Raw genomic sequence first — 15,812 nt, 5'->3', positions numbered from 1 at the left:
AAGTGGCCAACGGTCATGATTGAAGAATATCGTTTTACTAAAGCGATAAATATTACTAAAAACAATAGCAAAAACCGATTGTCGTAAACAAAAAAGCCTCCCTAAGGGAGGCTTAAGCGCTACTTTTCGTTTCTTTTCTTACGCGCAAAGCCCCCTGAGTTCAGGTGCTAAAGTAAAAAAAGAAACGGAAAATAGCAGCATTCATGCTTGCGTTACCTTGTTTTAAAAGTCAACGTTTTGAGAATCACAAGAAGCCTTGTGAATAAAAAAGTGTTGAGAAAAATAAAAAATCTGTGACGTTGGACGAAAAGAGGGAGCCAAAGCTCCCTCTCTCAACTGACTTACGCCAGTGCTGCTTTCGCTTTTTCGACCAGAGCGCTGAACGCTAATTTGTCGAATACAGCGATATCAGCCAGAATCTTACGGTCAATTTCAACAGAGGCTTTTTTCAGGCCGTTGATGAATTTGCTGTAAGACAAGCCATTTTGACGGGCTGCTGCATTGATACGTGCAATCCACAGCTGACGGAATTGACGTTTACGTTGACGACGGTCGCGGTAAGCGTACTGACCAGCTTTGATTACTGCCTGGAAGGCAACACGATAAACGCGCGAACGGGCACCGTAGTAACCTTTCGCTTGTTTCAGTATTTTCTTGTGACGTGCACGGGCAACTACACCACGTTTTACGCGAGCCATATGCTCTCTCCTAAAGTCTTATTCTGAATTAAAAAAAGGTTACTTATGCGTACGGCAGACATGCGACAACCAGGCCCAGATCTCCTTTGGAGACCATGCCTTTCGGACGCAGATGACGTTTACGTTTAGTCGACTTTTTGGTCAGAATATGACGCAGGTTGGCATGCTTACGCTTGAAACCACCACCGGCAGTTTTTTTGAAGCGTTTAGCGGCGCCGCGTACTGTTTTAATCTTTGGCATTTTTATTTCCACTTCGCATTGTTAATAAAACGAATCAGATAAGGCGAACAAAACCGCACAGTTTTTTGCTTAACGCAAAATAAAAGCAGCGCGGTTCTGTTACTTGAGTGCCTTACTGTTTCTTCTTCGGTGCTAGCACCATGATCATCTGACGGCCTTCGATCTTCGTTGGGAAGGATTCGACGACAGCCAGTTCACTCAGATCGTCACGAACGCGGTTAAGCACTTCGATACCAATCTGTTGGTGCGCCATTTCACGACCGCGGAAACGCAGTGTGATTTTGGCTTTGTCACCATCTTCCAGAAAGCGAACCAGGTTGCGTAGTTTGACCTGATAGTCGCCATCATCGGTACCAGGTCGGAATTTGATTTCCTTGACCTGAATAACTTTTTGCTTCTTCTTCTGTTCCTTTGTGGCCTTACTCTTCTCATAGAGGAACTTGCCGTAATCCATGATTCGGCAAACCGGCGGCTCGGCGTTCGGACTGATTTCAACTAAATCAACACCTGCTTCCTCGGCTTTTTCTAATGCTTCATTCAGACTGACAATGCCAAGCTGTTCGCCTTCGACGCCTGTCAGGCGTACCTCATGTGCGCGAATTTCTCTGTTGATGCGATTAGGACGCGCCGGTTGAACTCGTTTTCCGCCTTTAATACCTTATTCCTCCAATTGATGAAGACTACGGCTGCGAATCTCTTGCTGCAGCTTACTGATGACTTCACTGACATCCAGACTCCCCAGGTCTTTACCGCGACGAGTACGGACAGCAACTTTTCCTGCCTCAACTTCTTTGTCGCCACAAACCAGCATATAGGGAACACGCCGTAAAGTGTGCTCGCGGATTTTAAAGCCTATCTTCTCATTTCTCAAGTCTGCTTTTACGCGAATGCCCGCTTCTTGCAATTTTCGGGTCAATTCGTTGACATAGTCAGACTGGGTATCGGTGATATTCATAATCACCACTTGAACCGGAGCTAACCAAGTTGGGAAGAAACCGGCGAATTCTTCGGTCAAAATACCGATGAAGCGCTCCATTGATCCCAAAATAGCCCGGTGAATCATAACCGGCACCTGACGTTCGTTGCTTTCACCAACGTAAGACGCATTCAGGCGACCCGGTAATGAAAAGTCGAGTTGCACCGTACCACACTGCCACGCACGATCCAAACAGTCATGCAGGGTAAATTCAATTTTTGGACCGTAGAACGCCCCTTCACCCGGCTGATAGTCAAATTCGATGTTATTTTCAGTCAACGCTGCGGCCAAGTCGGCTTCAGCGCGATCCCACATCTCATCGCTACCGATACGTTTTTCAGGACGCGTAGACAGTTTCACCACGATTTTTTCAAAACCGAAGGTGCTGTACATGTCATACACCATCTTGATGCAGCTGTTCACTTCATCACGAACCTGCTCTTCCGTACAGAAGATGTGCGCATCGTCCTGAGTAAAGCCACGCACGCGCATTAAACCATGCAGAGAGCCAGATGGTTCATTACGGTGACAGCTACCGAACTCGGCCATACGCAGCGGCAGATCGCGGTATGATTTCAATCCCTGATTGAAAATCTGTACGTGACCCGGGCAGTTCATCGGCTTGATGCAGTATTCACGGTTTTCTGATGAGGTCGTGAACATCGCTTCTTTGTAGTTTTCCCAGTGACCGGTTTTTTCCCACATCACGCGATCCATCATGAATGGACCTTTGACTTCCTGATACTGGTACGACTTCAGCTTCATGCGCACAAAGGCTTCCAGCTCGCGGAAGATCGTCCAACCGTCATTGTGCCAGAACACCATACCCGGCGCTTCTTCCTGCATGTGATACAGGTCCAGCTGTTTGCCGATTTTGCGATGGTCACGCTTCGCCGCTTCTTCCAGACGTTGCAGATAAGAAGCCAACTGCTTTTTGTCCGCCCACGCTGTGCCGTAAATACGTTGCAGCATTTTGTTTTTGCTGTCGCCACGCCAGTAAGCGCCCGACGTTTTCTGCAATTTGAAATGGTGGCAGAAACGCATATTCGGTACGTGCGGGCCGCGGCACATATCGATGTATTCTTCATGGTGATACAGACCCGGACGATCATCGCGGCTGATGTTCTCATCCAGAATCGCCATTTTGTAGGTCTCACCGCGCGCAGCGAACGCATCGCGCGCTTCCTGCCAACTGACTTTTTTCTTAATGACGTCATAGTCAGTGTCAGAAAGCTCGTGCATACGCTTTTCGAGCAGCTCAATATCTTCCTGAGTCAGGGTACGGTCGATATCTACGTCGTAGTAAAAACCGTTATCGATAACCGGACCAATCGCCATTTTGGTATCTGGCCACAGTTGCTTGATCGCATGACCCAATAAGTGCGCACAGGAGTGGCGAATAATTTCCAGACCCGCTTCATCTTTGGCAGTGATGATAGCTAACTGCGCATCGGTATCGATTTTATCGCTGGCATCAACCAGCTCGCCATTGACGCGTCCGGCGATACAGGCTTTTGCCAGACCGGGACCAATATCAAGTGCAACATCCAGGGGAGAAACGGCGTGGTCGTAATGACGCTGACTTCCATCAGGAAGGGTGATAACTGGCATTATAATTCCCTTATTTACAGTGGTGAGCCACACGAAAGCTCACATGCAAAAAATCGTCTATCAATTGAAAATCAAAAGTGTTAACCGTGCTATTTCTCTGTACTCTGTGAAATATATACACATGGTGCACACGACTAAAGGCGTGCACTAGCGTGACATGGATAACGTCGGGGACAATAATACACCTTATAAGTGGTGTATTAAAGCTGGATGGGTAGCCTGGACATCGTTACCGTATGATGAACAGGCCACGGGCATGTTTACTGTGTTTGCGTCGACTTCAGCGCCGCGTTATTTTTACGGGAAAGTCTGAAACCCAGCCAAATAACGGCAATCCAGAATGGAATTAAAATGACCGAAATGCGAATACCCGGCGACAGCAGCATAATCACCAAAATCCCCGCCAAAAACGCCAGACACAGGTAGTTGCCCCACGGATACCAGAAGGCTTTGAAGGCAGGAACAATGCCCTTCGCCATCATCGCCTGACGGAAACGCAGATGTGCAAAGCAGATCATGATCCAGTTAATCACCAGCGTCGACACCACCAGCGCCATCAACAGCTCAAACGCTTTGCCTGGCATCAGGTAGTTGATTGCTACACCGAACGATGTCGCTAAGGCTGACAACGCAATAGAGCGGACAGGTACACCGCGTCCGTTAACCTTCGCGAGAGATTTCGGCGCATTCCCCTGCTTTGCCAAACCGTACAACATCCGGCTATTACAGTACACGCCGCTGTTGTAAACCGATAACGCCGCCGTGAGTACCACAATGTTCAGTACGTTTGCCACCAAATTGCTATTCAGCGCATGGAAGATAAGAACAAACGGGCTACCGCCATCAACGACATTTCCCCACGGATAAAGCGATAACAAAATAGACAGCGCGCCGATATAGAAAATCAGGATGCGATAGACCACTTGATTCGTCGCCTGAGGAATAGAACGTTTCGGATCGGCAGCTTCTGCCGCGGTGATACCGACTAATTCCAGACCGCCGAATGAGAACATGATCACCGCCATGGCCATGATCAATCCACTTGCACCATTCGGCATGAATCCGCCATGAATCCATAGATTACGTATCGTTGCCGTTTCGCCGCCATTACCACTCAGCAGCAGCCAACTGCCGAAGACAATCATCCCGACGATGGCCAGCACTTTGATAATGGCGAACCAGAATTCCGTCTCCCCAAACATCCGCACATTCACCAGATTGATCAGGTTAATGAGCACGAAGAATATCGCGGCGGACAGCCAGGTTGGCGTCTCGGGCCACCAGTATTGGATATAAATCCCCACGGCCGTCAGTTCAGCCATCCCTACCAGAATAAACATCGCCCAGTAGTTCCAACCGGCCAGAAAGCCCGCAAAGTCGCCCCAGTATTTATAGGCAAAATGGCTGAACGAACCTGCTACTGGCTCTTCCACCACCATCTCGCCCAGTTGTCGCATAATCAGAAACGCAATCATTCCGGCAATCGCGTAGCCCAATAAAACGGACGGCCCAGCCATTTGGATAGTCTGCGATATCCCTAAAAACAAGCCAGTACCAATCGCGCCACCCAACGCTATCAGTTGAATATGCCGGTTTTTTAACCCTCGTTTTAAAACCAGTTCCTGTTGATCGCTTGCTCTATCTTTTTGATTGCTTGCTATGTTGTTTTGCGCATTTGCCATGTTGTTTTTGTGCTTCCTGTAAAGCCTTCTTCATTTTTATAACTATGCCTGCTCACGCCATCAGTATGAAAAATGACGTGAACAGGCAAAGAGATCGGGGTTAAACGCGACACAGTGATGGCGTATTAACGTTCAGGAATGACACTTTTAAACGTTAACTCCACGTCATCACGCTCTAACTCGGCGGTAAGCGTTTCAGGCTCACTTTTCTCTGCATTCTGGGGCAGCAATTTTTTCAATAATGCTAACTGCTGGCGTTGCTGCTCTACGATCTCTTGCAGCAATTTCACTTGCTCATTGGCTCTGACGCTCGCCCGATTAACAAAAAACCAGATCAGCGCGGCTAGCAGCACAACCAGCAAGACAAAAACCACTTCTAATATGTTCACAACGACTCCACTTATAACCACTTATGACAGAACCTGTGGGCTATCTTAACACCGTGACGTAGCCAAGTTCGATACCCAACCCTATCCGCTCCCCATATCGTATTGATATGCAGCGCTATCGTATTGGTGCAAAAATAAAAAAACGTGGGGAGCGTTTTTCAACATCGCTGGCGACGGCCCGAAGGATGGCGGACAGAGATGGATGACCATAAAAAAAGCCTGTCGGTCAGGACAGGCTCAGGTATCGATAGAGAATATCAGAACGGGTAATCGTGGTAGCCCATTTGCTCAGAGATATTTCTGGCGGCCGTATGCAGCGTAGCCACATATTCGTGTTTGTTTTCTTCCGAAAAACGAATTGTCGGGAAAGAAATACTGAGGCCAGCAATCACCACGCCAAAGCGATCGAATACTGGCACAGCGATACAACGCAACCCTTCTTCCTGCTCTTCGTTGTCTTCTCCGTAACCTTGTCCGCGGACAACGTCTAATTGATTGAGAAGATCTTCAGCAGTACACAGCGTGTGTGGCGTACTGCGGGTGAATTCAACCGTCGACAGAATCTCTTCTACTTCGCCACGATCGCGCCATGCCAACAGCACTTTACCAATTGCAGTACTGTGCAGCGGATTACGGCGACCAATACGCGAATACATCCGCAGGTTATACATCGAATCAATCTTGTGGATATAAACGATGCCGTCTTCATCCAACGCACCAAGGTGGATCGTTTCCCGCGTCAGGGCAGACAACTCACGCATCTGTATATCCGCACTGCGGATTAAATCGACGTTCTGCAATGCTTTTGCACCAAGTTCAAATAACTTGAGCGTTAATGAATATTTCTCTGATTCACCTTCCTGCGCGACATAGCCCAGGGATTTCATCGTCTGCAAGAAGCGGTAAACGGTACTCTTGGACATCATGACTCGCTGAGAAAGCTCGGTAATACCAATTTCTCTCTCTTCACCTAATGCCTGCAAAATACCAAAAACCTTTAAAACGGACGACACGGAATCGGGTTGTTTATCTAAATCTGCAATAGCCATTTTTGTGGTTACCCTACTCAGGTTTTTTTGTTTTAAAAAAAATAGAACAATGGTTTTAGTATAAAGGGAACGCTTTGATTATGGCAATGGAGCAACAACGATAATCAAGTTAAGTTTGAGAAATAACCGCGTCAGAGACTTAATAAAATAATATGTAAGTAAATATTTTAAAATAATCCGCGCCATAAAATGTGACGCGGATTTATTAGTATTATTAATTCCAGACGGAATCAGGAACCTTCGCCAGATACAGCGCAGGTTTGCCATCTACGTCAGAAGTAAACAGGACTTGTTTATTATCCGGCGTGAAAGAAGGATGTGGGTGAGTCACCTGACGGTCCCCTTCCAACACTTCCCAGGATGTATTGTGCTGTGCAATACGATGTTCTTTGCCCGTTTTCAGGTTGAAAACATACAGGAACGGATCGTTCTCGATTTTATAGCCGCCATCGTCCTGCACGTCGACCGGCGCATCGGAACCATCACCGACCAACAGCGTGCCATCATAGTTACTCATCAGGTGAGAACACGGCGGCATGACGCGCAGTTGACGATCTTCAAGCGTAACCGGATCGATGCTGCGGATATAGCGATTGCTATCGTCTTTCAGGTAAGAGACGTAAATCATCGCTGAACCATCCGGCACCCAGAATTCGTGGGTGCAGCTTTCGCCTTCAGCATGCTCTTTCACTTTACGCATGTTGGTCCCATCTTCGTTGATAAACCACATACGGGCATCAACCAGGTCATGCGGGCCTTCGTGGCAGAAAGCTACGGTGTTGTCATCACCCGGACGGTAGATTGGGTGACCCAGCCACTGGTTTTCCTGAAGGATAGTCTGCGCTTCGCCCGTGACCAAATCGACACGAATCAGGCGACAGCAAGGATTAGTGAAGTAGAATTCCTGGAATTTTTTCCAATCGGTCAGTGGTTTCCAGTCTTCTTTTTTGATCTCAATACCGACCATTTTGGTGCAATCGGAGTTGGCGACCCAAGTACCGTAGCCGACCCAGTCGTCAGGCACCTGATAAATCGTTTTCTCTTCCAGTGTCTCCAGATCGACACGCATCAGATTACGGGTATTTTTAACGTAATACAGCGCATCGTCATTCGGGGACAGGAAGCCGCCAAAGGTGTTGTCGCCTTTGCCTTCCGTCAGTTGCGTAGCGCTCTGCTCTTTTAAATCCAACAGATAGTAATTCCACGGGCCATCAAACGCAGCGCCAAACAGCAGCTTGCTGCCGTCATTGAAGAAGCACTTCTGGTAGAAATAGTTGCGATGGCAGATAACATCGGGCGGGGTTAAACGCACAACTTCGGTGCCGGTTGCTGAATCCTGGTAGGTATGAAACGTTAGGGGGATCTTGTTACCTTTGGCCATCCGTAAATCCTTAGAACTTATCATGAAGAATCTGACGCCACACGCGCATACTCTTCGATAACCTGACATTCCGATCGCCCAGCAAGCGGGTTACCCCGACACCGGTTGTTCAAAAATCAGGCCACCAATCTCACGCGAGACGCCTGTTATATCGGCATTATAGAAACAATGTTTCATTTTTCCGTGATCGTGGTTTTATTTTATAAAACATTCTTCCTATTTTCACCACCTGTTTCAGATCTAATGAAAACACACGAACAGAGAAAACGCAGGTTTGTTGGATCAAGAAACGCAGAAATAACAAAGGCCCGAACGGGCCTTTGGGAAGAAAATATCGTGAGTTACTTCAGGTAATCACCGGAGCGCAGCGCTTCAATGCGCTTATCCAACGGCGGGTGAGACATAAACAGTTCGCTGAAGGATTTCGATTTTCCGTTAATGCAGAAAGCCATCATGCTGCTCTCTTCCTGCGGTTCATAGCTGGTCTTCAGACGTTGCAGTGCAGCGATCATTTTCTCACGCCCCACCAGCTTGGCTGACCCCGCATCCGCATGGAATTCACGGTAGCGTGAGAACCACATGGTGATAATGCTGGCGAGAATACCAAACACCAGTTCCAGCACGGTCGCGACAGCAAAATAAACCAGCGGGTTACCGTTACTGCTTTCCCCTTCATCACGGTTGCCGGACAGGAACCCGGAAACAACCTGAGCGATCAGACGAGAGATGAAGATAACGAAGGTGTTAACCACGCCCTGCACCAACGTCATGGTCACCATGTCGCCATTCGCAATGTGGCTAATTTCATGCGCAATAACCGCTTCCGCTTCGTCACGGCTCATGTTTTGCAGCAAACCGGTACTGACCGCCACCAGCGATGCATCACGACGAGCGCCCGTCGCAAAGGCATTGATGTCCGGCGCATGGTAGATAGCCACCTGCGGCATCGCGATCCCCGCCTGCTGTGACTGTGTACGAACGGTTTCCATCAGCCAACGTTCGGTTTCGTTACGTGGCTGTTCAATGACTTCACCGCCAACGGACCGTAACGCCATCCATTTAGACATCAGCAGTGAAACAAACGCACCGCCAAAGCCAAACAGCCCAGCCATAATCATTAAGCCCTGGACACTGCTGGACTGAATTCCCGTCAGGCTGAGTACCAGCCCGAAAACCAACATCACCGCCAGGTTGGTGATCAGGAAAAGCGCAATACGCATCATAAAGGTCTGATTTCCTCTCGCAGAAAGATAAAGTTTGCAACACATACATCGTATGGGTTGCCGTGGCATTTTCAAGCATTCTTAACTTTTCAGTTACTAAATCCACATAACTTTACACTTTTCAAAAGGAAAGCGGCGTCCTATCTGATGTTAATCCTGCTGCGTTATCACAACAGCGTTGATCGAAAATCGATAAACGCGTCGACGTGATCGACCTGAATCGCGCCCGCCCCAGCACGAATTAATGCTCCCCATACGGCGTCAGGATCCGCTAAGGCGTGCGTATCGCTATAGTCGAGAGAATGCGAGCAATCCAGCGTGTTCACCCAAATCCGCACCCCAAGCCGTTGAAACTCGGCATACGCTTCGGTCACCGCATCAATATGATCAAAATTAGCTTCCACAATGGCGATGCCAATATCATCAACCTGCCGCAGAATATCGACGGTTTCCCCCCGTTTGAGATGGACCATCGGCATATAAGGTATCTGGGTATCCCACGCTGGGGAAGCAATAGGAAAATGAGTAGCCGCAAGATCAACGGGACTTTTCATGATCGCGCCCGCACTTAGACCTTTATCGCGAATATCGCGGGCGATCACGCCAAATTCACGTTCATGTTTTACATCTACGTTGATGACAACCCGCCCTCGCGCCTCTTCGAGGATTTCATACAACAGCGGCACCTTTTCATCACCCAATGGCCATGCAGAGCCGCCGTCACTCCCGCGCAAACGCGCCTGACGGATTTCCGCCAGCGTCATCTGGCTAATGCGACCTCGCATATCGCTCGTGCGATCGAGCGTATCATCATGAATCACGACAACGTGGCTATCTGCCGTCAATTGCGCATCAATCTCCACGACATCAACGCCCAGAGGAATCGCCTCGCGTAACGCCGCTAGCGAATTTTCCGGCGCCGATGCCCAAACGCCGCGATGTGCCACAGCCAGAACCGTCGCGTTTTGCGTCGCGATCACGCCCTGAACCCTACCTTTATTTTGCTTTGTCATCAGTCGAAAGCTCCAAATAAACGGGGAATATCACGAATGACGGGAAACCGACTGCGCGAAATGCTGCAACAGGCGATCGCCCCGCGAAACCACATTGTCCAGCGCCTGCTGTGGTGTTTCCTGTTCTGCCCAGACCTTCTCCAGCTCTTCATCCATGATGGTGCGAATTTGCGGCATATTGCCCAAACGGAAGCCGCGCGTATAAGGCAGTGGCGGTTTGTTGGTGAGCTGTTTCATAGCGACATCGCTACCGGGGTATCTGACATAAAACCCTTGCTCGCGCGTGAGTTCGTAAGCGGGTTGCGTCACCGGCAGATAACCTGTCATCTGATGCCATTCAGCGGCATTTTCTGGCAGCGTCAGGAAATGCAGGAATTCAGCAATACCTTGATAATGCGAGGCCGCTTTGCCTTTCATGACCCAGAGGCTTGCTCCTCCGATGAACGAATTCTGCGGCGCACCTTTGGCCTCTTCGCTGTAAGGCAACATGCCGACACCGTAGTGAAATTTGGCATAGTTCTGAATCTTGCGTAATCCACCCGATGAGGCGGTCAATATGCCGCAGTCGCCGTTATAAAAGCGGGCGGTGCCTTCATCATTGCGGCCGAAATAGCTGAATTCATTCTTTTTCATCATCTGCGCAAGCTGGGCAATGTGTGCGACCTGCAACGGACCGTTCACCAACAGATGCGCATCGACGCCGTCGAAGCCATTGTTTTTCGTCGCGATCGGCAGTCCGTTCCACACGCTAAACGCTTCCAGCAATATCCAACCCTGCTGCCCTGCGTTCGTATAGCCGCACGTCATTCCACTCTGACGCAGCCGCGCCGCGTCGTACGCCAGCTCCGTCCAGGTCCGTGGCGGCTTATCAGGATCGAGCCCTGCCTTACTAAATGCATCTTTGTTGTAGTAGAGAACGGGGGTTGAACTGTTAAATGGTTGGGAAATCAGATGTCCGGTCTGGCTGTCGCTGTAAAACAGCGCCACTGCGGGCAGAAAGGCCTTTTTGTCATTCTCGATACCAACCTGCTTGAACAGCTCGAACACCGGGATGATCGCACCGCTATGTATCATATTCGGTGTACCGACATCATAAACCTGCAAAATATCCGGTGCGTTACCGGTGCGGTACGCGGCAATTCCCGCAGCCAGCGTCTGCTCATAGCTGCCTTTATAGATGGGTTCAACGTGGTATGTCGTCTGAGATTCATTAAATCGGTTAACCAACCGAATCAGTTCCGTATTCAAATTGCTGTCCATGCCATGCCAAAACGTCAGCTCAACAGCCGCCTTGGCAGACCGCGGAATGAGCAAGACCACACTTAGCAGCATCAAAAAAACAGATGTGAACCTAAACCGAGTCATCATGATGTTTTCTCCGGTACGATTTGTTTTTAGGAAAATCGCGTTATTTTTAGGAAAATTTCATTTTTGGAAAACGTGTTTTAGGAAAAAGGCGTGCTAATAACGACGCTAGGGTTCGCCTGTGACACGTAGATGACTGGAGAGGTGATGAACTGTATCGCGATATTTCAGCAGAGAGAGAAAGGGTGTATGTCAGCACAATCTTGTGGCGAGCAGAACATCGGCTGCCCGCCACGGTATTCGATTAGCTTTGAGCGTGAGCCATATCTGCACGCAGTGAAGCACTAACCGGTTGATGTTTAGGTGGTTTGACCCACAGAGTAATCAGCAGCGAAACGACAGACATGATGATGATTGCCGTAAATGTGGCCTGGAAGCCTCCAAGCTGCGCCGCGATAAACGAACCCGACAGCGCGCCAATGCCGAATCCCTGATAAATGACGCCATAGTTTTTGCTGTGATTTTTCAGGCCAAAGAAGTCACCAACAATCGCTGGGAACACGGTGATATTGCCACCAAAGCAGAAAGCAATCGCGCTGACACAGATAAAGAACAGCAGCGGATTCAGCGGCAGGAACGTCATTACGGAGACCGCAAGAATCGTCACGAACAGCGTAAAGCTGATGACCCGCATACGCCCGACACTGTCGGAAAGCGCGCCAAGGACTATGCGGCCCACGGTATTAAAAATCGCAATCGCCGACACCGCATTGGCCGCCATCGCCCTATCCATTCCGGCCATTTGCACGCCGATATCTTTCACAATACCGATCAAATACAGCCCGCTCATGCACGCGGTGAAAAAGATAATAAACAGCAAATACGACTCTTTCGTTGCCAACATTTCAGCCAGCGAGAAATCACGTGTCTGCCCCTGAACCGCAGTCTTCTGAGCTGGCACCGCAGCAGGCTCTTTCAGCAATGAACTCCCGACCAGAATCATCGCCATGACGATAACACCCCAGTAGAAGAAGGCTTCTGACACGCCCACTTCCGCAATCAGAAAACTGTTGACGTACTTGAACAGCAAGCTGCCGGTACCAAAGGCACCAACAGAAATGCCTGCTATCAGCCCTTTACGATTCGGGAACCATTTGATCAGATTGGATAGCGTCGTGATATAAGCCGTACCGTCAGCAAAACCGACAACCACACCCATCAGCAAATAAATCAGGGTCAGCGACGGGCTCACCGCACTCGCCATCAGCCCCGCACCCAATGCAATACCGGCGATCATGGTCAGGCGGCGCAGGCCAATGCGCTCCTGAAACTTACCGGCAAACAACGTAGCAAATGCCAGACAGAAACTGGTAATGGAAAACGTCGTCGCCACTGAACTCAGCGTCCAGCCGAATTTATCCACCAGCGGCTGGTTGAATAAACTCCAGGTGTAAATCGTACCGAGTCCCATTTGGGTGATAATGGTACCGAGAACGATTAATCCCCGATTAGCAGGTTTGGTATTCATGGGCTTTTCCCTACATCAAAAATTGGTCCGATTCACTCGGTACGCTAAAAAATATAAGCTGATGTGGAGAAGGAAAAATCCATCAAAACACTGTCAACTTATGGGCTGAAGCCAGTATACAAGCGGGCTGACAGTGATTGATCGAATGGGGAATGAGATGCCTGAAACGCGGAATGAAATGCCTTTAAAGGCGCATCAATGACCTGAACGCCTTTATCTTGCTCCGGCTTACCGGCACTTCAAAATCCAGGTCGTTCAATCGCAGAATATAGGTGTTGTTAAACCACGGCACAATTTCACGGATTTTTGTCAGGTTGACGCAATAAGAACGGTGACAGCGGAAAAAGTACTCTTCCGGCAAACGGCTACAAAACTCCGTAATATTCATCGGCATGATGAATTCCTCACGTCGGGTATAAACCAGCGTGACCTTTTCCTGCGCCGCGGCATAGTAGATATTGTTGATATCCGTGACGATAATGCGTTCGTCTTTCATCAGGTTAATGGTGTGCTGCGCACTTCTCGGCGCACCAGAAGACGCGCCAGTGTCGACAGCGGGAGCCATTTGCCGCTGTTGCCAGGTCGCTTCCAGCTTACGCAGCATCGTGACGATGCGTGATTCATGATACGGCTTAAGAATGTAATCAAAGGCTTCGACTTCAAAGGCCTCCACCGCATGCTCTTTGTACGCCGTAATAAAAATGATGTAGGGCTTATGCGCAAATTTGCTGATATTTTGCGCCAGCCAGACGCCGTCCAATGAGGGAATATTGATATCCAGGAAGATCGCATCGACCTCGTTATGCTGCAAATACTTCAGTACATCCAGCCCGTCATCAAATGTCGCCTCAATCGTAATATCACTGTGTTGTTTGATGAGGTAACTCAGCTCTTGCTGCGCGAGGAACTCATCTTCAACAATAATGGCTTTCATGGGTTGCCTCCGGTTTGTTCAGCAGCAGAATATCCCGACGACGGCACCTGAATGGTATCCGGCAAGGCCGACGGTATTTTCTCTTCTCGTGGAATGTAGAAATAAATTTCAGTACCGGGTTCCAGACGACGAATATGCAGGCCATCGCCATAAAGCAAGCGAACCCGATGATGGACATTCAGCAAGCCAATTCTATTCCCCGGTAACTCATTACGCGCCACGCGATCCATCGTTTCCTGACTAATACCGTGCCCCGTGTCTTTTACCGCCACCAGCAACCTATCACCCTGCTCTTTCACGGATAGCACCACCGTGCCTTTCCCTCGACAAGGCTGAATACCATGCACAATCGCGTTTTCCACCAGTGGCTGAATTAATAAGCTGGGAATCTTATACGCCAGATCGTCATCGATGTCGTAAATCACCGTCAGCTTGGCGCCAAACCGCGCCTGCTCAATCGCGATATAATCCTGTATCTGGTACAGCTCTTTTTTTATATCGATCAGCGCATCATCGTTAAGCTCGAGGTTATAGCGTAAATAGCGTGACAGATTGATCACCAACTGACGCGCGGTATCGGGATTAATACGAATAGACGAGGAAATCGCATTCAGCGCATTAAAAAGAAAGTGTGGGTTGATTTTACTTTGCAGCGCTCTCAATTCCGCCTTATTTGCCATATCACGTAGCTGTTCGGTACGGGATACTTCAATTTGCGTTGACATGATTTGTGATAAACCGACGGCCATCACGCGTAATGAATAGGTAATTTTGTGGGCATGGCGATAATAGATTTTTAGCGTACCAGTTACCTGCCCGTGCTCCCACAGCGGAATGACAATCATCGAGTGGATTTCCGGCGTCAGGTGCTGTTCATCATTATTTTTAATGATGATTTTTCCGTCATGAATCGCCTGTTGCGTCATTGGGCTGATAATGTCGTGGCCAATATTATATTTTTCTTCCCCAATCCCCACATAAGCCTGAATATGCTGCGTATTCGTGATCGCCACCGCGTCCGCATTAATTTCAGTACGAATGATGCGACAGATAGCCGTCAGCGAATCACTGTTGATATTGCGGAAATACGGCAGTGTTTTATGTGCAATATCCAACGCAAGCTTGGCCTGTCTGGCCGCAATCACCTCTTTTTCATTCGCCACACTCTGCACTAGCAACACAATCAGGCCAATACAGACAGAACCGAGAATCATCGGCACCGCAATTTTTGAAACAATATCCAACCCTAACGCGATCGGCGTCGCCCATGCTACCACCAGCAACATCGTTAACGATTCACACAGCATCCCCCCCAGGATTCCAATGCTCCACTGCTGCTCTTTTTTGACTTTCTTATTGATGTAGCCAGAAGTGATACCGGCGATGATGCTGGTAATCAGGCAAGGTACGGAGGTGATGCCATCAATATCAATGAGATAGCGGTGCACTCCCGCAATGATACCCGTCGCAATCCCCACCCAGGGGCCGAAGAGAATACCGCCAGACATCACGGCAATGACGCGCACGTTGACGAGCGACCCTTCAACATTAATACCGGAGTAAGTACCAAACAGCGCAAACAGTGAAAAAATGGCTGTCACCGTCGCACGCTCTCCCGGCGAATGCTGCTCTTTTTGCAGCAATTGCCGGAACTGACGTGTTCGGGTCAGGAAAAACAGGCAAATCAGCATCAGTGCGGCGCGGTCGAAGACTGCAAGGAGCATCTCAAATATTTCGTGCACGGGACATCCGGTACAGGTTTACAAGCCTGCACTATAGAAA

General features: G+C 49.0%; 15 protein-coding genes and 1 other annotated feature. All 15 genes read right to left on the bottom strand.

Features of this window, described 5'->3' with window-relative positions:
* Window positions 1–86: 86 nt before the first annotated feature.
* Window positions 87–210 (bottom strand) — a sequence feature (Phe leader region).
* Complete coding sequence (gene pheM, locus NAL19_RS09630; RefSeq protein WP_001386830.1) at window positions 161–205, bottom strand: pheST operon leader peptide PheM; 45 nt, start codon at window positions 203–205, stop codon at window positions 161–163. Its footprint overlaps the feature before it by 45 nt.
* A gap of 131 nt (window positions 211–341) precedes the next feature.
* Entirely contained in the window at window positions 342–698 is a 357-nt protein-coding gene (gene rplT, locus NAL19_RS09625) for a 50S ribosomal protein L20 (protein ID WP_005968887.1), read from the bottom strand.
* Window positions 699–741: 43 nt separating this feature from the next.
* Window positions 742–939 carry a 50S ribosomal protein L35 gene (gene rpmI / locus NAL19_RS09620; protein ID WP_004263702.1) on the bottom strand — a complete coding sequence of 66 codons (198 nt, stop codon included), beginning with the start codon at window positions 937–939 and terminating at the stop codon, window positions 742–744.
* A 112-nt stretch (window positions 940–1,051) separates the two neighbouring features.
* Window positions 1,052–1,594 carry a translation initiation factor IF-3 gene (infC, locus tag NAL19_RS09615; RefSeq protein ID WP_072034236.1) on the bottom strand — a complete coding sequence of 181 codons (543 nt, stop codon included), beginning with the start codon at window positions 1,592–1,594 and terminating at the stop codon, window positions 1,052–1,054.
* A 3-nt stretch (window positions 1,595–1,597) separates the two neighbouring features.
* Complete coding sequence (gene thrS / locus NAL19_RS09610) at window positions 1,598–3,526, bottom strand: threonine--tRNA ligase (protein ID WP_225087960.1); 1,929 nt, start codon at window positions 3,524–3,526, stop codon at window positions 1,598–1,600.
* Window positions 3,527–3,786: 260 nt separating this feature from the next.
* The gene (locus NAL19_RS09605) at window positions 3,787–5,208 is read right to left on the bottom strand and encodes an amino acid permease (RefSeq protein WP_263059539.1); all 1,422 of its coding nucleotides are present in this window, start codon (window positions 5,206–5,208) and stop codon (window positions 3,787–3,789) included.
* 125 nt (window positions 5,209–5,333) lie between these two features.
* Window positions 5,334–5,597: a YebO family protein gene (locus tag NAL19_RS09600; RefSeq protein ID WP_263059538.1), complete on the bottom strand. Its 264-nt coding sequence runs from the start codon at window positions 5,595–5,597 to the stop codon at window positions 5,334–5,336.
* A 257-nt stretch (window positions 5,598–5,854) separates the two neighbouring features.
* The gene (gene kdgR / locus NAL19_RS09595; RefSeq protein WP_180741133.1) at window positions 5,855–6,646 is read right to left on the bottom strand and encodes a DNA-binding transcriptional regulator KdgR; all 792 of its coding nucleotides are present in this window, start codon (window positions 6,644–6,646) and stop codon (window positions 5,855–5,857) included.
* A 214-nt stretch (window positions 6,647–6,860) separates the two neighbouring features.
* Window positions 6,861–8,027: an oligogalacturonate lyase gene (gene ogl, locus NAL19_RS09590; protein WP_225087956.1), complete on the bottom strand. Its 1,167-nt coding sequence runs from the start codon at window positions 8,025–8,027 to the stop codon at window positions 6,861–6,863.
* A 341-nt stretch (window positions 8,028–8,368) separates the two neighbouring features.
* Entirely contained in the window at window positions 8,369–9,250 is an 882-nt protein-coding gene (gene htpX / locus NAL19_RS09585) for a protease HtpX (protein ID WP_263059537.1), read from the bottom strand.
* 167 nt (window positions 9,251–9,417) lie between these two features.
* Entirely contained in the window at window positions 9,418–10,263 is an 846-nt protein-coding gene (locus tag NAL19_RS09580; protein WP_263059536.1) for a glycerophosphodiester phosphodiesterase family protein, read from the bottom strand.
* A gap of 30 nt (window positions 10,264–10,293) precedes the next feature.
* On the bottom strand, window positions 10,294–11,631 hold the full coding sequence (ugpB, locus tag NAL19_RS09575) for a sn-glycerol-3-phosphate ABC transporter substrate-binding protein UgpB (RefSeq protein WP_263059535.1): 1,338 nt from the start codon (window positions 11,629–11,631) through the stop codon (window positions 10,294–10,296).
* Between the two features lie 241 nt (window positions 11,632–11,872).
* The gene (locus NAL19_RS09570; protein ID WP_263059534.1) at window positions 11,873–13,096 is read right to left on the bottom strand and encodes an OFA family MFS transporter; all 1,224 of its coding nucleotides are present in this window, start codon (window positions 13,094–13,096) and stop codon (window positions 11,873–11,875) included.
* 184 nt (window positions 13,097–13,280) lie between these two features.
* Window positions 13,281–14,030, bottom strand: a complete 750-nt coding sequence (locus tag NAL19_RS09565) for a LytR/AlgR family response regulator transcription factor (RefSeq protein ID WP_263059533.1) — start codon at window positions 14,028–14,030, stop codon at window positions 13,281–13,283.
* Window positions 14,027–15,772, bottom strand: a complete 1,746-nt coding sequence (locus tag NAL19_RS09560; RefSeq protein ID WP_225087950.1) for a sensor histidine kinase — start codon at window positions 15,770–15,772, stop codon at window positions 14,027–14,029. The genes NAL19_RS09565 and NAL19_RS09560 overlap by 4 nt, the downstream gene beginning before the upstream one ends.
* Window positions 15,773–15,812: the final 40 nt, after the last annotated feature.

The sequence above is a fragment of the Pectobacterium sp. F1-1 genome (assembly GCF_025643735.1).
GTDB classification, from domain to species: domain Bacteria; phylum Pseudomonadota; class Gammaproteobacteria; order Enterobacterales; family Enterobacteriaceae; genus Pectobacterium; species Pectobacterium colocasium.
The sequence above is the reverse complement of the archived record's forward strand: the minus strand, read 5'-3'. Positions and strand labels throughout refer to the sequence as shown.

Excerpts from the sequence above, each read along its gene's own strand:
- rplT (WP_005968887.1), bottom strand. The coding sequence starts at position 698 with ATGGCTCGCGTAAAACGTGGTGTAGTTGCCCGTGCACGTCACAAGAAA.
- rpmI (WP_004263702.1), bottom strand. The coding sequence starts at position 939 with ATGCCAAAGATTAAAACAGTACGCGGCGCCGCTAAACGCTTCAAAAAA.
- thrS (WP_225087960.1), bottom strand. The coding sequence starts at position 3,526 with ATGCCAGTTATCACCCTTCCTGATGGAAGTCAGCGTCATTACGACCAC.
- NAL19_RS09605 (WP_263059539.1), bottom strand. The coding sequence starts at position 5,208 with ATGGCAAATGCGCAAAACAACATAGCAAGCAATCAAAAAGATAGAGCA.
- kdgR (WP_180741133.1), bottom strand. The coding sequence starts at position 6,646 with ATGGCTATTGCAGATTTAGATAAACAACCCGATTCCGTGTCGTCCGTT.
- ogl (WP_225087956.1), bottom strand. The coding sequence starts at position 8,027 with ATGGCCAAAGGTAACAAGATCCCCCTAACGTTTCATACCTACCAGGAT.
- htpX (WP_263059537.1), bottom strand. The coding sequence starts at position 9,250 with ATGATGCGTATTGCGCTTTTCCTGATCACCAACCTGGCGGTGATGTTG.
- NAL19_RS09580 (WP_263059536.1), bottom strand. The coding sequence starts at position 10,263 with ATGACAAAGCAAAATAAAGGTAGGGTTCAGGGCGTGATCGCGACGCAA.
- ugpB (WP_263059535.1), bottom strand. The coding sequence starts at position 11,631 with ATGATGACTCGGTTTAGGTTCACATCTGTTTTTTTGATGCTGCTAAGT.
- NAL19_RS09570 (WP_263059534.1), bottom strand. The coding sequence starts at position 13,096 with ATGAATACCAAACCTGCTAATCGGGGATTAATCGTTCTCGGTACCATT.
- NAL19_RS09565 (WP_263059533.1), bottom strand. The coding sequence starts at position 14,030 with ATGAAAGCCATTATTGTTGAAGATGAGTTCCTCGCGCAGCAAGAGCTG.